This window comes from Chryseobacterium koreense CCUG 49689 (assembly GCF_001045435.1).
Lineage (GTDB): Bacteria > Bacteroidota > Bacteroidia > Flavobacteriales > Weeksellaceae > Kaistella > Kaistella koreensis.
The window spans coordinates 23,134-40,893 of record NZ_LFNG01000004.1 but is presented as its reverse complement, the minus strand read 5'-3'; the positions used below and the strand labels follow the sequence as shown (position 1 = coordinate 40,893).

Annotated in this window: 15 protein-coding genes; 3 read left to right on the top strand and 12 right to left on the bottom strand. The window is 39.9% G+C overall.

The genetic code is table 11. From position 1 onward, the window contains the following. Positions 1-5: 5 nt before the first annotated feature. The 7 genes from ACM44_RS02940 to pgi all read right to left on the bottom strand — a co-directional run bounded on the left by ACM44_RS02940 (position 6) and on the right by pgi (position 6,923). Complete coding sequence (locus tag ACM44_RS02940) at positions 6-632, bottom strand: outer membrane beta-barrel protein (RefSeq protein ID WP_048498618.1); 627 nt, start codon at positions 630-632, stop codon at positions 6-8. After that, positions 616-1,434 carry an ABC transporter ATP-binding protein gene (locus tag ACM44_RS02935; protein WP_048498617.1) on the bottom strand — a complete coding sequence of 273 codons (819 nt, stop codon included), beginning with the start codon at positions 1,432-1,434 and terminating at the stop codon, positions 616-618. Before ACM44_RS02935 ends, ACM44_RS02940 begins: the two co-directional genes overlap by 17 nt. Further along, a complete protein-coding gene (locus ACM44_RS02930) occupies positions 1,434-2,186 on the bottom strand; it encodes an MlaE family ABC transporter permease (RefSeq protein WP_048498616.1) in 753 nt (250 codons plus the stop codon). The genes ACM44_RS02935 and ACM44_RS02930 overlap by 1 nt, the downstream gene beginning before the upstream one ends. A 37-nt stretch (positions 2,187-2,223) precedes the next feature. Beyond that, complete coding sequence (locus ACM44_RS02925; RefSeq protein WP_048498615.1) at positions 2,224-3,600, bottom strand: exopolysaccharide biosynthesis polyprenyl glycosylphosphotransferase; 1,377 nt, start codon at positions 3,598-3,600, stop codon at positions 2,224-2,226. Positions 3,601-3,636: 36 nt separating this feature from the next. Continuing rightward, entirely contained in the window at positions 3,637-4,266 is a 630-nt protein-coding gene (locus ACM44_RS02920; protein ID WP_048498614.1) for a 7-carboxy-7-deazaguanine synthase QueE, read from the bottom strand. A gap of 103 nt (positions 4,267-4,369) precedes the next feature. Next, the gene (locus ACM44_RS02915) at positions 4,370-5,254 is read right to left on the bottom strand and encodes a bifunctional 5,10-methylenetetrahydrofolate dehydrogenase/5,10-methenyltetrahydrofolate cyclohydrolase (protein ID WP_048498613.1); all 885 of its coding nucleotides are present in this window, start codon (positions 5,252-5,254) and stop codon (positions 4,370-4,372) included. 28 nt (positions 5,255-5,282) lie between these two features. Next, a complete protein-coding gene (pgi, locus tag ACM44_RS02910) occupies positions 5,283-6,923 on the bottom strand; it encodes a glucose-6-phosphate isomerase (protein ID WP_048498612.1) in 1,641 nt (546 codons plus the stop codon). A gap of 202 nt (positions 6,924-7,125) precedes the next feature. Between pgi and ACM44_RS02905 the strand changes: the two genes are divergently transcribed. After that, a complete protein-coding gene (locus ACM44_RS02905) occupies positions 7,126-8,952 on the top strand; it encodes a DUF3857 domain-containing protein (protein WP_083993632.1) in 1,827 nt (608 codons plus the stop codon). A gap of 71 nt (positions 8,953-9,023) precedes the next feature. On the opposite strand, the gene ACM44_RS02900 is transcribed toward ACM44_RS02905, so the two are convergent. The 5 genes from ACM44_RS02900 to lon all read right to left on the bottom strand — a co-directional run bounded on the left by ACM44_RS02900 (position 9,024) and on the right by lon (position 14,297). Continuing rightward, positions 9,024-9,929 carry a DUF4349 domain-containing protein gene (locus ACM44_RS02900; RefSeq protein ID WP_048498610.1) on the bottom strand — a complete coding sequence of 302 codons (906 nt, stop codon included), beginning with the start codon at positions 9,927-9,929 and terminating at the stop codon, positions 9,024-9,026. 134 nt (positions 9,930-10,063) lie between these two features. Then, complete coding sequence (locus tag ACM44_RS02895; protein WP_048498609.1) at positions 10,064-11,173, bottom strand: AI-2E family transporter; 1,110 nt, start codon at positions 11,171-11,173, stop codon at positions 10,064-10,066. Between the two features lie 85 nt (positions 11,174-11,258). Continuing rightward, on the bottom strand, positions 11,259-11,588 hold the full coding sequence (locus tag ACM44_RS02890; RefSeq protein WP_183325330.1) for a hypothetical protein: 330 nt from the start codon (positions 11,586-11,588) through the stop codon (positions 11,259-11,261). Continuing rightward, entirely contained in the window at positions 11,554-11,799 is a 246-nt protein-coding gene (locus tag ACM44_RS02885) for a hypothetical protein (RefSeq protein ID WP_048498607.1), read from the bottom strand. Before ACM44_RS02885 ends, ACM44_RS02890 begins: the two co-directional genes overlap by 35 nt. A 92-nt stretch (positions 11,800-11,891) precedes the next feature. Further along, the gene (lon, locus tag ACM44_RS02880; RefSeq protein ID WP_048498606.1) at positions 11,892-14,297 is read right to left on the bottom strand and encodes an endopeptidase La; all 2,406 of its coding nucleotides are present in this window, start codon (positions 14,295-14,297) and stop codon (positions 11,892-11,894) included. 236 nt (positions 14,298-14,533) lie between these two features. On the opposite strand from lon, the gene ACM44_RS02875 reads away from it, so the two are divergent. Together ACM44_RS02875 and ACM44_RS02870 are read left to right on the top strand one after the other, a co-directional pair. Beyond that, entirely contained in the window at positions 14,534-16,681 is a 2,148-nt protein-coding gene (locus ACM44_RS02875) for a peptidylprolyl isomerase (RefSeq protein ID WP_048498605.1), read from the top strand. Positions 16,682-16,807: 126 nt separating this feature from the next. After that, positions 16,808-17,758 (top strand): MlaD family protein, encoded by a 951-nt coding sequence (locus ACM44_RS02870; protein WP_048498799.1) that lies wholly within the window; start codon positions 16,808-16,810, stop codon positions 17,756-17,758. Positions 17,759-17,760: the final 2 nt, after the last annotated feature.

Below are 17,760 nucleotides of genomic sequence, written 5' to 3'. Positions count from 1 at the left end.
AGTATTTAGAACTGATAACCTACCCCGAATATCAACATACTTGGTCTGCTGTCATATCTCACCACGTAATCGGAAGGATTTGTTTTGTTGATGAAATCCCGCTGATCCTCGCTGAATGCACCTTCATATCTAGCATTCAGAATCATTTTTGAAATTTGAACCTGTGCACCAAACTGATATCCCATTCGAAATTTATTCTTAGTATCTTCAGTGAAATCTTTGAACTGGTCGTTTTTGTCAAAATTATAAGACGCGACCGGACCTGCGAAAACCCCTAAAGTATCACCGAAAAGATCATATCCTAACAATACCGGAATGTCAATACGATTACTTTTGATCTCCAGTGTTACGTTTTCATCAGGAACATCAAATTCAGATTTGAAAGTGGTGTAGTAGATTTCGGGCATAAGGAAAAAAGAAGTTGCGGGTAATTCAATTTTGGCCGATACACCAAAATTAAACCCGATATTGTTCTTTCCGGATTCTTTGTAGGCCGCAGTTGCCGTATTAGAGATTGCTTCCCACGTCGGTTTGTCGGTCTTAAACAATAAGTTCCCTTTGGCAGCTAATTTAATTTGAGCGCTGGCAAATGTAGTGGCTGTAATTAAAATTAGGCTAAAAATCTGTTTCATTAGGATTTGGTTTAGTGATTATATTTTCTATGGATGTCTTATTTGTTTCTAAGAAATACTCACGCAATTCTTTGAATAACTCTGATGAATAAACGAAATCAATCAGGTTTTTATTTCCCGCGTTGATCAAAATTTCTTTGTTTCCTTCCCATTCTTTAATTCCGTGACGAAGATAAACAATCTTTTCGCCAATCGTCATCACAGAATTCATATCGTGGGAATTGATGATGGTGGTAGTATTATATTCCTTGGTAATTTCCAGAAGCAGGTCGTCAATAATATTTGAAGTATAAGGATCGAGGCCGGAATTAGGCTCGTCACAAAATAGGTATTTCGGATTATTTACTATTGCTCTTGCGATGGCGACTCTTTTCTGCATTCCACCGGAAATTTCAGACGGGTATTTTCTGTTGGCTTTATTGAGATGAACCCTTCCCACCACATCAAAAACCCGGCGTTTTTTTTCGCGGAAAGAAAGATTTGTAAACATATCCAGTGGAAACATGATGTTTTCTTCCACCGTCATGGAGTCAAACAGCGCACTTCCCTGAAAAACCGTTCCAATCTCCGAACGCAGCGACATTTTTTCGTCCCGCGACATTTTATTGATATCTCTCCCGTCAAAAAGAATTTCGCCCGAGGTGGGTTGGTAAACATTCAACAGACTTTTGAGGAACACGGTTTTCCCGGATCCGCTCTGCCCGATGATCAGGTTTACTTTTCCCGTCTCAAAAGTAGTGCTGATTCCTTTCAGTACCTCTACTCCGTCGAAGTTTTTCTCTAAATTTTTTACTTCAATCATCAGCTGAGGAACATTTGGGTTAAAATTAAATTCATGATGATGATGGCCACAATGGTCCAAACAACAGCTTGTGTACTTGCACGACCAACTTCCAGCGAACCGCCCTTCACATTATATCCGAAATAAGCCGGGATGGTTGCAATCAAAAATGCGAAGACCACAGTTTTAAAAAATGCGTACCAGATAAAATGTTGAGGCATATAAATCTGAACACCCGTGATATAATCTGCTTTGCTCCAGTTCCCGGTGGCGAGTCCCGCCAAATAACCGCCCCACAATCCAATAAAAATACTGATGGCAATTAACAGCGGATTAAAAATTACGCTCGCCAAAATCTTAGGCATAATCAGGAAGTTTGGCGAGTTCACGCCCATAATGTCCAATGCATCGATCTGCTCTGTAACCCTCATCGTTCCGATACTTGACGCAATATATGAACCGACTTTCCCTGCCAAAATCACAGAGATGATGGTGGGTGCAAATTCCAGAATCAGTACCGCTTTGGTGGCATAACCGATAAAAGCTTTCGGAATCGGGATGGATGATGCGCTGAAATTGTTGAACATCTGAATCGCTACTACCGCTCCTACAAAGATTGAGGTAAATAAAACCAAACCAAAGGAATTCACTCCCAAATCGTTGATCTCACGCATCAATAATTTGCCAAAAACCGACATTTTTTGTGGTCTTTTGATCGATTTCGACAAAAGAAGAAAATAAGCGCCAACTTCACTCAAAAATCTTTTTAACATTCCGCTAAATTAGTGTTTTTATTTTTTTGAGCAGATTTTAATTGGCATTTTTGTCTCCGGCAATCACCAGAAAAATGGTTTTCAGGATAATGACGAAATCCAGGCTCAAACTCCAGTTTTTCACATAAAAGGCATCAGCCAAAATCCTTTTCTGCATTTCAATTTCCATGTCTTTCGCCGTATCTCCACGAAGTCCGTTCACTTGTGCAAGTCCGGTTACTCCTGGTCTCACAAGGCTTCGAATGGAATATCTACCAATTTTCAATTTATAGAAATCATCCACCAAAAGCATATGCGGTCTGGGTCCCACAACCGACATGTCGCCTTTCAAAACATTCAGAAACTGCGGCATTTCATCCAGGCTTGTCTTTCGCAGAAATCTGCCGATTTTGGTGATTCTCGTGTCGTTTTCCTCCGTGGTTTTGGTAGCGGAGTTTCCGTTCACATACATGGTTCTGAACTTGATACAGTTAAAAACATGGTCATGAAAGCCATATCTTTTCTGAATAAAAAACACCGGCCCCTTGCTTCCGATTTTGATTAAAATCGCAATTATTGGGAATAGCCAGGAGCAAATTCCAACGAGAACCAATATGGAGAAAAGGATATCAATACTTCTTTTCACGATGGAATTGGTTAAATATTCCAAAGGAAATTTCGCCCGCACCAAGATGGGCTGCGTTTCAATATATCCCAAATCATATTGAAAAAAATTGTTTTCAATAATGCTAGGAATCAGCGATATCCGTATTTTGTGCAAATCTGCGAGTCTGAATATTTCCCGCTCGAATTCTCTGGAACCATTTTTGGGCTCATTGGAAAGGTACATGGTGTGGATTCCATTTTCCTCCCAGAAATGCGTTAGTTTGTCAAAATCGTTTCGGTCCGTTTGGGGATAATCAAAAATTTTGAAACCATAATCCTTTCTTTCCTCCAGGATGTTCCTCAATATTTTTGCGGAGGCATCTTCGGTCAAAAACATTACGTTTCTGTGGTTGATTCCCAAGGTTCTGAAATACTTTAATGCAAAAAATACCAAAGACTTAATGAGGTAAAGAAAAATAAACAGACTGATTGCGATGAGAAAGCGATCTTGCTTGAGAAAATCATTGTTACTGACCTTTGCCAACAAAATCACTCCGAAAATAAAAATAAAAATATGGGTGATCAGCCGCTCCAAATAAATTGTGTAGGTAAGGTTTCGCGCGATGGAATACAGTCTGGTTCTACCGCTGAGCAAAATCCAGAACAATGTGAGAAGAATTAATGAAAGCAGGTTTTGCTCCCAAATTTCGCGATCATACTTGAACTCATTATTGCGCAAGAAAAAATACAGAAAAACTCCCGCAATGACCAATACATCCAGCAAAATAAAAATGACCTTGAAATATCGAGAAAATCGAATTTTTTGCATAAAGCCTTATTTACAAGAATGTAAATGTACCAATAATCACGGAATATTCAAATATTTGTGGGTCTGAACGGATGCTTTCCACTTCGGGTGGGCCAAAATGAAATCGGTGATTTTCGGGTACATTTCATTCCGCTTGCTCCATTCGCTTTGCAGGTAAAGTACACAATCTTCTGAAACTTTTGCCGCCTGTTCCTCCGCAAATTTGAAATCGCTCTGGTTATAGACGATCATTTTCAGTTCATTAGCTTCGGCATATATTTCTTCTGTAGGCAACTTGGTTTTTTTGGGCGAAAGCGTGATCCAGTCCAGAATCCCGCTCATTTCATACGCTCCGGAAGTCTCTATATGGATTTCGCAGCCGAGTTCCTTTAATTTTTGGGTCAAAACATCCAGGTTATACATCAAAGGTTCGCCACCGGTCAACACAATGGTTTTGCAATATTTCGCGGCGGTTTTCGCCACTTCTTCCGCATCCATCAAAGGATGCAATTCCGGATTCCAGCTTTCTTTCACATCACACCAATGGCAGCCTACATCGCAACCACCCAATCTGATGAAATAGGCGGCTTTTCCGGTATGTGCACCTTCTCCTTGCAAGGTATAAAAATGCTCCATCACTGGAAGCATTCTGCCTTGGTTCAATAATATTTCTTCTTCGTTCGTCATAATTCTCACCTTAAAATCTTTTCTGATGGAGCGTTAAAGCTCGCTTTCCACATTTTGAGATTTGTCAACTATTCTTTCTTCGATCGCTGTTTTCCAGCCGAATTTAATCTTTATAAATAGTATGCTTATATGCTAAAATAGTGTTTTTCAGCAGCATTGCTCTGGTCATAGGTCCCACTCCTCCGGGAACCGGCGTGATCCAGCTTGCTTTTGGCGCGCAACTTTCAAAATCCACATCCCCTTCCAAATGATACCCTTTTTTGGAGTCATCTTCCACTCTGGAAATCCCCACATCCACAACCACGGCACCTTCCTTGATCATATCAGCTTTTAGGAATAGCGGATCGCCCAAAGCGGTAATCACAATATCTGCATTTCTGGTAAAATCTTCAATATGCGGCGTGTAGGAATGGGTTACCGTAACGGTGGCGTTCCCTGGGAAATCTTTTCTTCCCATCAAGATGCTCATCGGTCTTCCCACGATTTTACTCCTTCCGATAATCACACAGTTTTTACCTTTCGTTTCAATATTATACCTTTCCAAAAGCGTCAGAATTCCAAATGGTGTTGCCGGGAGGAACGTGCTCATTTCCAAAGCCATCCTTCCGAAATTTTCAGGATGGAAGCCATCTACATCTTTGTGCGAATTGATTGCCATAATGACCTTTTCCTGATCCATCTGTTTCGGGAGCGGAAGCTGCACAATGAAACCGTCCACTTCGGGATCCATGTTGAGTTCTTGGATTTTCTCTAAAAGCTCCGCCTCGGAAGCAGTGCTCGGAAAACGGACCAATGAAGATTTGAAGCCCACTTCAGCGCAGTCATTGATTTTGCTTCGGACATAGGTTTCACTCGCGCCGTTATTTCCCACCAAAATTGCCACCAAATGAGGCGCCCTTTTTCCCGATGCCAGGATCTTCTGTACATCGTTTTTGATCTCTTCCTTGATCTCTTTTGAAACTTTCAGTCCGTCAAGAATTTGTGCCATTTTTAACTTTTTTAGATTTATTTCAACTTTACTTTTTTTGCAGAAAGTAATTCATCAAACCGTTTGTTGACGAATCATGGGCGCTCACTTTTTCACTAATTTCCAGTTCTTTCAGGATTTTTCCTGCCAAAACTTTTCCCAGTTCCACCCCAAATTGGTCAAAACTGAAAATATTCCAGATTACTCCCTGCACAAAAATTTTATGCTCATAAAGCGCAATGAGTTGACCTAATGAAAAAGGAGTTAATTCATTGATTAAAAGTGAGTTCGTCGGCGTATTTCCATGGAAGACTTTGAAGTTCACCAAACGTTCCACTTCCTCCTCTGGTTGCCCTGATTGGAGCAATTCTTCTCTTGCTTCTTCTTCGGTTTTTCCAAAAGCCAAGGCTTCAGTTTGTGCGAAGAAATTGGCCAATAATTTTTCCTGATGGTCGGAAACCTGATTTGGGGATTTCACATAGGCGATAAAATCCGCGGGAATCAATTCGGTTCCCTGATGAATCAGCTGATAAAATGCGTGTTGACCGTTTGTTCCTGGTTCACCCCAAATAATCGGCCCGGTTTCATATTGCACAAACTCGCCATTTCTATCCACGCATTTTCCGTTGCTTTCCATGTCTCCCTGCTGAAGATAAGCTGCGAAACGATCCAAATATTGTGAATAAGGCAGAATTGCATAAGTAGGTGCATCAAAAAAGTTTCGGTACCAAATCCCCAAAAGCGCCATCAGAACCGGGACATTTTCTTTGAAATCCGCATTCTGAAAATGATTATCGGTTTCATGGGCACCTTTAAGCAATTGTTCGAAATTCTCGAAACCTACAGCGAGCGAAATGCTTAAACCAATTGCACTCCAAAGCGAGTATCTTCCACCGACCCAATCCCAAAATTCAAAAATATTCGCTTCCGCAATTCCGAACGATTTAACCGATTGAATATTAGTGGATAAAGCCACAAAATGTTTTGCAACATCCTCCCGTTTTCCCCGCTTCAAAAACCATGATTTCGCAGATTCCGCATTGGTCATCGTTTCCTGGGTGGTAAATGTTTTGGAGGCGATGATGAAAAGGGTAGTTTCGGGGTTCAGCGTTTTTAAGGTTTCCGCGATATGGTTTCCATCTACGTTTGAAACGAAATGCACATTTAATCTGGTTTTAAAATGCTTCAGTGCAGAAACCACCATCACCGGACCCAAATCTGATCCACCAATTCCGATATTCACCACATCGGTGATTACTTTTCCTGTAAAACCGGTATGTTCGCCGGAAATGATGCTTTCGGAAAAAGATTTCATCTGATCCAGAACTTTCCTGATTTTTGGTTTTATGTTTTCGCCATCCACCAAAATCGGCTGATTTGAAAAATCCCGCAAAGCTGTGTGAAGAACCGCCCTTCCTTCGGTTTCATTGATTTTTTCGCCTGAGAACATTGCGGAGATCGCTTCTTTCACTTTACATTCCACCGCTAAGTTTTGAAGCAGCTCAAAAGTTTTTTCGTCGATCAGGTTTTTAGAAAAATCAAAAAGATAATTTTCCCTTTTCACAGAAAACTGGTCAAACCTTTTTGGATTATTCTGAAAAAGGGATCGCAGTTCGAAATCATTTTGGGCAAAATAATCGTTGAGATCTTGCCATGCTTTGGTTTGGGTGGGATTTATTTTTGGAAACATTTTTTTCTGGTTTCGGTTGACATGGCCTTCATTTTTCTGACAACTCAGATTTTAAGGCTTTTTTTAATCACTTTCTTGTTCCAAAGTTTTTGCGGTACTGCTTTCAACTTTAGAAATGCAAAATTAAGGATTTCAGATGACTGTATTTGATTACCGAATATGATTTATTATTAAATTTGAAAAAATTATACTTTGAACGGACATGAAACAGACTTTACGTTTTGCGCTGTGTTTCGTAATGTTTACCGCAGCTTCGCAGGACACGAAATGGGGAAAATTGTCCCCAGAAGAGATTGCACTCACGGAAGTGTCTTATGAGCCCACTGCAGATGCGGTAATACTTTCAGAAGTGGGCAAACTTAAAATTACTGATTACGGTTACGAATTGGAAGAGTATGGCCGCACGAAAATCCTTGCGCCTTCCGGATTTGGCAAAGCGGAGCGAAAATGGAGCTTTAGGACAAAAAGGATAAATGACAATGTAGTTCTAAAAGGTGCGCAAACCATCAATATCGTGGATGGGAAAACGGTGATTTCGCCAGTTGAAAAAAAAGACATTATCGTGAGCAATGTGAATGGAATTCAAGAAATTGCGATCGCTTTTCCGAATGTGGGAGTTGGTTCAGTCATCGAATATAAAGTGGAGATTTCCAGACCTTATGATTTATTTGCATCACCTTGGAGATTTCAAAACGATATTCCGACTTTATCCTCCAAACTCAGTCTGCAATTGGCGTCGAATTTCGCATATCGCATGATTTTAAACGGTGCAAAATTAACCAAGAAGTACGGCGGCAAAAAAAACGTGAGAGAATGGGAACTATTCAATCTTCCGAGTTCCCAAGTTTTTACCCACATCTATAATCCCGAGGATTTTCGGGAAAAATTATTCTTTCAGTTTACAGCAGAGCAAAGGTTTCATGGTACTTATTATTCCGAAAACTCATGGAACGGATTTAAAAGAGTAGTGGCGACCGATTTGTCAAAAAGCATGAAAAATGTTGATTTTGCCACGATTTCAATGAAGATACCCAATGGAGCGACCAAGTTCGAAACTTTGAAAAACACCGTGGAATACCTTCGTGGAAATTTTGAGTGGGATCGATATGTCGCATTTAGAACCGGCAATCTGCAGGATGATTTTCTGAAGACAAAAAAAGGAAATTCCGCAGATTTCAATATTCTGCTTCAAGGGATTTTGAAGACAAAAGGAATCCGTTCAGAACTGGTCATCAACAGTTTACGAAGCACCGGACAAATTATTACCGCATATCCCATCTTTTCTCGGTTGCAGACTATAAATAATATTGTGGAAATTGACCAAGGTGAAAAACTACTGATTGACGGTGCAACTTCTGACCCTAAAAACCTGAAATATCCATCTCTAAATTTCTTTAACAATATTGTTTTGGAATTGGAAAGTCCCGTGGAATCATTCTTGTCAATTTCTCCCAATCTTTCACAGTTTATTTCGGTTCAGGAGCTTGAACTGAATAGTGAACAGGGAAAATTATCCATTCAGGATCGTGTGAATGGCTACCTGGATACTCCCAAATTTAAACCTGAACATTTCTATGTTTTTAAAGGAGCTAAAAACCGCGATTCAAAAGAGGTCCTTCAAAACGACTGGAAAATCAGTGAGTCCACGGTCACGTTTGAAAAATCCACCGATTCGTTTTTAATGATAGAAAACCCTTTTTCAAAAACCATGCGCGAGTTATCCATAGAAAAAGACCGAGATTATCCGATCATGCTGGATTACCCTTTTCAGGCAACCGTTCAGTTGAAAACAAAACTTCCGACCAATTTTTCTGCGAAAACGGACGGCTTTGAACAAAAGGTTTCGGCGTTCGGGGGTAATCTGCAATTTGTACAGGGAAGTGAAAAAGTTGACGAGCAAAATGTTTTCACGTGGACACTTTTGATTAATAAAGTCGTTTTTAATACGAACGAAATAGCAGAATATCAAGTATTTATGAACAAAGTGAATGAGGCGATTTCAAAACCGGCCGTCATCAGAAAAAACTGAGGAATCCAAAAAAACTTCCGGGAAACTTCCGGAAGTTAAAGGTTTTAGATTTTAAAAAATCAGCAGATAGCCTATTTTGCAAGTTTTACCAAAGACTTTCTCTTTCTGAAAATCCAGAAAACAACGCCTCCGATCAGAATTAATGGCCAGATTGAAACCAAACCTACCGTTAGTTTTTGAATCAGATAAAATCCTTCCACAAAAGCATTTTTCAGGTCATAGAAAAAGTTGAACTTGTATTTATTGTCCATATTTTTCGAGTTGGTGACCGGAATTGCCGCAATGCTGATTTTCGGTTCTTTGATGTAGATATCCACCGTGGAATATTTCAGCTGATCGGTCATTTCAAAACTGGCCACTTTTTGCTGATTTCCTTCGCCCATGTTTTCATCGCTCAATTTCACCTTGTCTTTGTCGGTTTTCAGTTTTTCAATATTTTCGCCGGTTTTCGAAATTCTTTTGGCTTCCAGTTCAGCAAGTTTGATATTGGAAGTGACATCTTCTGCAAGGATTACCCGGGAATTCAGAAATACTTTTTTGTCATTGATAAAAGTGAGAAAAACTCCCAGTTTCTCAGTGGGAACACGAACCTGCATGGAATTTTCAGTTTGGAATTTTCTTACCAGAGTGGCATTTTCATCGGAAGTATTGAAGGTTTCCTCAGACAAAATCCTTGAATTTAAATTGCTCGAAGTCACGAAACCTCCCAAATCTTCCAGGCTTTTTTCAATGGAAATGGTGGCTTCATAAACATCTTTCACCTCCATGTTTACCTCGGCAGATTTGACGAACTGCTTGTCTTTCACCTGCAATGTGGCAACGGAAGAAACGGAATCTGAAACTGCTTCGGCATAATCTTTTGCAAGCGGAACCGCACTTTCTGCCGCATATCCGCCGGAAGTTTCATTTTTGTTACACGAAAAAATGGCTGCAAGGATAAGCGAAGCCAGGACGATTTTGGATGCTGAATTTTTCATAATGGAAATATTTTCTGATTTGTTAAAACCAAATTTCCGTATGAAATTGGGAAGATCTTTGTAAACAGATTTTAAACCAATTGTAAAGTGATCCTACAATTTTAAGGGCTTGATTAGATGAGCTTTGTAAATTATCACTCTTTTTCGTGCAGGGTGATGTTCTTGGTAATCTTGTATTTTCGGCGTGGTTTTCTGATTCGGGTTTCTTCACCGAGCACTTTTCCCCAAGGTTGAAGACCTTCTACCCTTTCAAAAATAATTTTTAAGATTGCCAAGAATGGAATACTCAAAAACATTCCCGAAATTCCCCAAATCGCCTCACCAACCAATAATCCGATGAAAGTGAATAACGCATTGATTTTCACTTTGGATCCTACCACCAAAGGCAAAATGATATTCCCATCGATCACGTGAATTCCCACATAGCCGATCAGCACAAAAAGCGTTGCGGTTCCTCCGGTTGCGAACGAAATCAAGCAAGCAAGCAAACAAGAAACGAAAATTCCGATATAGGGAATCAGATTCATCAATCCGGTCAAAACACCGATCAAAATCGCGTATTTCACATCAAGCAACGTGAGCAAACCAATTGTTAAAACACTGACAATCAGAATCTGAATAAAAAGTCCGGAAATATAGGATTTGATGATTCTTTGAATCTCTGCCATCACCTCATGAACTTTCATGGTATGTTTTTCGGTAAATACGGCAACTATGAAATGGTAGAGCAGCCTTCTGTAATTTAAAATGAAAATGAAAAACAAAATGCTGAAAATCACGAACGCCAATGAAGATGAGAACATGGCAACCGTGAAACCCAAAATTATTCCCGTGGAGGAAAGCAGTTTTTCCAATCCCTGGTTGATGTATTTCCACTGGTTGCTGATATTGAGATGAAAGGTTTTCGATATCCAAACCTGCAGTTCAAGCAGTGATTTGGTGACCTGTTTCTGCAAAACGGGGAAATCTTTTGTGAAATCGCTTAGCTGCGACGCAAAAAAGTAGAGAATCGCCGTGAGAACCACTCCCATAACCAATACTGAAGAAAATGTGGAAAGAGCCCGCCTGAACTTCAGCCTTGTTTCCAAAAACTTGGCAAAAGGAAGGAGCAAAAGCGCCATTAAAAAAGAAAAAAACAAAGGCGCCAAAATGGTTTTCCCGATCACCGCCAAATAACCCACTGCCAAAATGCTAATCAAGACAAAGGTTAATCTGACCAGAAAAGGGAGTTTGATTTCTTTCATGGAATTAGGTTTGAATTTCTCTAAACAAAGAAACGACAAAAATTTTCTCGGGAATTATTTTTTTTTATGAAATCTTGATTTTTGATTATTTTCGTCTAGAAAAGTCGATATTCCCCATTTTTCCGAAAATCACTGCAAGAACAATCACCTGCTTTCTTTCTTCATCTATAACATAATGAATGTGATAAGGGAACTTTAACAGAAGATGAAGCCGGATGTTTTCACCGTAAATCTCGTCGTTTGCATAAGGAAATTTGGAAATGAATTCTCTCGCAATATGAAACTCATCCAAAAAACGGTTTGAAAGTTCGATTGATATTTGAGCATAATAATAAGCACCTTCAAACAAATCTTCATCGACTAACTCCTTATTTATGACCTCATAAATCATTAATCCGCTTTCTAACGTTTTCAATTGTTTCGTCAAAACCCTGAACACCATCTGGATTTCTACAGTACTCATCCCATCTTTCCATCACCATTTTCTTGGTTTCTTCAGAAATTTCATACTGCAGTTTCGTGGGTAGAACGATTACTTCAACTTCATCCGCAAGAAAGTCATCCGGAATAGAAATCTTGATTTCTCGGGTTTCGTCTATTTTATAGTATTGGCGTATTGCGTTCATTTTAAATATTTTGCGTAATCAAAGATAAAAAAATACCACGAATGCAGTTTAATTTTTTCTTGCATTCGCGGCAAATTTTCATTTTCGAAAAGTTATTCCTCAATCGCCAAATCAATCACTTCCCGCATTCGCTTTACATAATTGATTTTCAAATCTTTCAAGTATTCTTTCTTGATTTCTTCCACATCTTTTTGATTCGCGTCAGAGAGAATGATTTCCTTGATTCCAGCTCTAGCTGCTGCAAGTAATTTTTCCTTGATTCCGCCTACCGGAAGTACTTTTCCGCGAAGCGTAATTTCACCGGTCATTGCCAAATGCGGTTTCACTTTCTTATTTCTAAAACTTGAAACCATGGAAGTCAGCATCGCAATTCCTGCAGACGGTCCGTCTTTCGGAGTAGCTCCTTCCGGAACGTGGATGTGAATGTTTTTTTCCTGCATTTCTTCGCTGGAAATTCCCAGTTCATCATGTTTCGCCTTAATGTATTCCAGTGCGATCGTTGCAGATTCCTTCATCACGGTTCCGAGATTTCCCGTCATCGTGAGGTTCCCTTTTCCCTCGCTCAAAATACTTTCGATGAAGAGAATATCGCCTCCCACTTGTGTCCACGCCAAACCGGTTACCACACCTGGAGTTCCGGTAATTTCCGAAATACTTTTCGGACGTGGAACCCCCAAAATCTCATCCACTTTATCGATTGAAATTTTTGGATCATATTGCGATTCCATCGCGGTTTGCAAAGCCACCCACCTTGCAACGGAGGCAATCTGTTTTTCCAGTCCACGAACGCCGCTTTCGGAAGTATGTGCCTCGATGATATGCTTCAGTTCAGGGTTTCCGAGTTTGAAAGATTTTGGGTCCAAGCCATTTTCCTCCATTTGTTTTTTAATCAGGTGCCTTTTTGCGATTTCCACTTTTTCTTCTAAAGTGTACCCTGCGATTTCAATGATTTCCATCCGGTCCAAAAGCGGTCGCTGAATGGTGGAAAGGGAGTTTGCAGTTGCAATAAACAATACTTTCGACAGGTCGTAACCCAATTCAAGGAAATTGTCGTAAAAGGAATTATTCTGTTCGGGATCCAAAACTTCCAGCAGTGCGGAACTCGGGTCTCCATGAACACCCTGACCAATTTTGTCGATTTCGTCTAAAACAATCACCGGATTAGAGGTGCCGGTTTTTTTGATGGATTGCAAAATTCTTCCCGCCATTGCTCCAATGTAGGTTTTTCGGTGTCCGCGGATTTCGGATTCATCGTGAAGTCCACCGAGTGAAACTCTTACATATTTTCTTCCCAAAGAATCCGCAATTGATTTTCCGAGGGAGGTTTTACCCACTCCTGGAGGACCGACCAAACAAAGAATCGGGGATTTCATGTTGTTTTTAAGTTTGAGAACCGCCATGTGTTCCAAAATCCTTTTCTTAATATCTTCCAGTCCGAAATGTGCTTTATCCAAAACCCTTTCCGCTTTCTTGATATCAAAAATATCTTTCGAATAAGTTTCCCAAGGCAAATCTGTGAAAAAATCAAGATAATTCCTCTGAACATTATAATCAGGGGAATTGGGGTTTTGTCTTTGGAGGCGGTTGATTTCTTTTTTGAAATGAGCATCTACCTCCTCATTCCATTTGATTTTTTTTGCTTTCTCCAAAAGTTCATTCACATCAGATTCCGGACCACCACCTAATTCTTCCTGGATCGTTCTCATCTGTTGGTTCAGGAAATATTCCCGCTGGCTTTTATCGAGTTCTTTGTTGGTTTTCAGGTGGATTTGGTTCCTGAGTTCCAATTTGCGGAAATCGTCGTGCATCAATTGGTATAATTTCTCGGCACGGAGGGTCAAACTTTTCTCTTCCAAAAGTTTTTGCTTATCTGCAGTAGGAAAATTGGCATTGGTGCAAATGAAGTTCAGTAAATCCTCATTGTCGCTCATATTATTGATCGCAAAATTGGCGGCATTTGGGATATTAGGATCAAGTTGGATGATTTTCAGAGCCAGATCTTTAATGTTTTCCAAAAGTGCATCGTATTCTTCGGGTTGCTTTGGTGCAACATCTTTGAGCTTGGTGATTTCAGCTTTAAAAAAAGGGGTTGAAGCGGTGAAGCCTTTTACTTTAAACCTTTGGAAGCCTTTGGTAATCGCGGTGGTATTTCCATCCGGAAGTTTGATGATTTTCACAATCTTCGCCAAGGTTCCCACTTGGTACATATCGCTGAACGTGGGATTGTCAACCTGGGAATTGTTTTGGCTCAAAATCCCGATGAACTCATTTTTACGCTGCGCTTCCTCCAGAAGTTTGATGGACATTTCTCTACCTGCAGTGATCGGAATCACCACTTTTGGAAACATCACCATATTTCTAACCGGAAGAATAGGAAATACTTTCTGATCTTTATTTTCGGGAGTCTCCACAAAATCATTCAGGTTGATTTCCTCTGCTACTATGCTGAAACTATCGCCCATCATTTCTTCAAAATTGATATCTTCAAATTCTGTCATAATTATTCTAATGACATATTGTCACTTTAATTGGAGTATTAATTAAACCTTTTCCGCCATTTCCATCAAATTACTTTCTGTAAAAAGGCACCAATAAATGGACAACCTTTGTGCCACATGAAAATTTAGACAAAATTTCCATATTCTTAAAAACCCCTTCAGAAATTAATTTTTAATTTTTTTTCTAATCTGTTAAAAATGTGTATTTTCGCAGACTGATAAAATTATACAAAAAGATGGCAGTTTTAGGCGAGATTAGAAACAGACCCTGGCTTTTGATGGGGATTATCGCGGTGGCAATGTTGGCATTCGTGGTAAATCCAGACAGTTTAGAAAAATTATTTGGGGCAAAACCAGGTATTTTCGGAAAAGTAAATGGCGAAGAAATCACCAAAGAAGATTTCGACAACCAGCTTTTCATCCTTCAGCAACAGGCACAGCAACAAGGCAGACCAACAAAAGGTTTGGAAGAACAGGCATGGCAACTCACAGTGCAATCCAAATTAATCAAACAGCAGTTTGAAAAAATGGGATTGAAACTGACTGACGAAATGTTCTGGAACCAACTTCAGTTTGACCCGATGTTTGCCCAAAACAAAGAAAACTTTGACGCCAAAGGCAACTTTAAAATCCAGGAAATCAAAAAACAGGTTGAAGAATTAAAAGCAACCAACGCGGAAATGTATAACAACTGGCTGAAAACCAGACAAGCCATTGAATATAGAATGATGGCTAGACAAGTTTTCGCAAATGTTTCTGCAGGGGTGACTGTGAGTAAAAAGGAAGCCGAAGAAATCATGAGACAGCGTGATAATATGGCCGAAATCGATTTCGTGAAAGTGGATTACGATGCCTATGCTCAAAAAAATCCCGTGAAAGTGACCAGAGATGACTTGGCGGCTTATGTGAAAAAACACCCGATCATGTTCAAGAGAGATGCGAGCAGAAATTTGGGAATCGTACATTTTCCTGCTGTTCCAAGTGCTGCTGACGATGCTGCCACTTTAAAAGAAATCAACAAACTGTTTACAGAAGGAAGCGACCTGAGTGAAGGGAAAGAAAACTTCCAAAACACTACTCATGATTCCATGTATGTGGCGTTGAATTCCGATATTCCATTTAATCCACAGTATTTCTCGGCAAACCAACTTCCTGCTGAGATCAAGGACAAAGTCGCTTCAGCGGCAATTGGCACTACATTCGGACCTTACAAAGAGGGAGAATTCTATGTAGTTTCCAAATTGGTTGACAAAAAACCTTCGGATTCCACGCTTTCCAGACATATCTTAATTTCTTACAAAGGAAATCAAGCCGGAGCAGATGTTACCAGAACCAAAGAAGAAGCCAAGAAATTGGCAGACTCTATAGGCGCAGTAGTGAAAGCTGACCCTGCAAAATTTACTGAATTTTTGAAATATTCCTCAGACCCGGGTTCTGCCGCACAAGGTGGAAGTGTGGGTTGGACAACTCCTGCAACTCCTTTTGTTCCGGAATTTCTTCATTTCCTCGCTACAAACGGGAAAGGCTCAACCGGAGTGGTGGAAACACAGTTCGGTTACCACATCATCAATATCCAGGATAAAAAGTCCGGATCAATGGGCTATAAGGTTGCGAATCTGGTAAAACAAATCAAGGCTTCAGATAAAACTGAAAATGATGTTTACACCAAAGCAACTAAATTCATCCAGCAAATTCAGGGGAAATCCTTCAACGAATTTGCCAATGTGGCCAAGAAAAACAATTACCAATTCCTGAATCCAACGGAAGTAGGAAGATTCCAAGGACAAATTCCAGGTTTGGGAACCGATAAAGACGAAGAAGTAATCGCTTGGGCTTTCAACAAAAAAAGAAATAAAGGCGACACCGATATCTTCACAGTGGAAGGAACGGGTGACAGAATCGTAGCTTACCTGAACGGAATCCAGGATGCAGGAACAGCTGATCCGGAAGCGGTTAGAAACCAAATTGAACCGATTGTAAGAAACCAAATTATTGCAAAACAGATCATCGCTAAAATAAATTCTGCGAAAGCGGCTAATTTGGATCAAATCGCAAAACAATTCAGCGCAACCAAACAATCTGCACAGGTCAATTTACTTAACCCACAAGTTGCTGGCTCAATGGAACCAAAAGTTGCCGGTGCCGCATTTGGAGTGGCAAAAGGAAAAATTTCGAACCCTGTGGAAGGAATGACCGGCGTTTATGTATTGGTGAAAAAATCCGAAACGATCAACAAACAACCTGGAGATCTGAAACAAATTCAAGAAGGAATTCAAGGGCAGAATGCACAACAATTTGGGCAACTGTTTCTGAAGAGCCTTCAAGATAACGCGAAAATCAAAGACTACCGCATCGAGATTTACAACCAGCAAGCTGCACAGTAAAATCTTGATCATAATCAACATCAAAGCGACTTTCAAAAAGTCGCTTTTTTTGCGCAATTATGCAAGCTAAACGCTAATTGGTTTATTTAAAATGTACTATATTTGTTCATTAAAATCCCGAAAATAGTGAAATTCACAAAAGAAATAAAAGCTGGTCTCATAGCACTTTTTGCCATCATTGGTTTCGTGTTTTTGTTTCAGTTCATGAAAGGCAAAAGTCTCTTTACAACAGACAATATTTTTTACGCGAAATTTGACAATGTAGAAGGTTTAGCAGCCTCCAATCCGGTCTCTATCAACGGGTTGAAAGTTGGTCAGGTTGACAGAATTATTCCGATTACCGAAAAAGACGGGAAAATCCACTTTGTGGTGAAAGTAATGGTTGATGATAATTTTGAGTTTTCAAAAAAATCAACCTTAGAAATTTTCGAACCGGGATTGATGTCCGGAAAAGAAATGAGGATTAATCTAGCTTATGGACAACCGATGGCAAAAGACGGCGACACATTGGAAGGCGCATTCAAACTTTCACTGATGAATAATATTTCGTCGCAAATCGGTCCGGTAAAAGATCAGGTGCAAGTGGTTCTGAAAAGAATCGATTCCTTGACCAATAATGCAAATCAGCTGTTGAACGATGAAAACAAAGCGGAAATACGGGCGATACTCATCAACCTGAACAAAACAGTTTCCGCATTTGAAAGGACTTCCAGACAAACCAACGAGCTTCTCGCCAACAATGACCCACGAATCCAAAAAGTACTTGACAATGCGAATCTCGCCACCATAAGCGCGAAAACCACCATCGACAAATACGGTAAGGTGGCCGATGAAGTGGATGTGAAAAACCTTAACAATGCCATAACCAAACTGAGCCAGACCTCGGACAAACTAAACAATGTTATTACCGGCATACAGAATGGCGAAGGTTCACTTGGTAAATTGACTAAAGATGAATTACTTTACAATAATTTAACCACCGCTACCGAAAATCTGAATAAATTAATCGAGGATATGAAGGCGAATCCGAAACGCTACATTAATTTTTCGGTTTTTGGGAAAAACAGCAAAGACTAAAA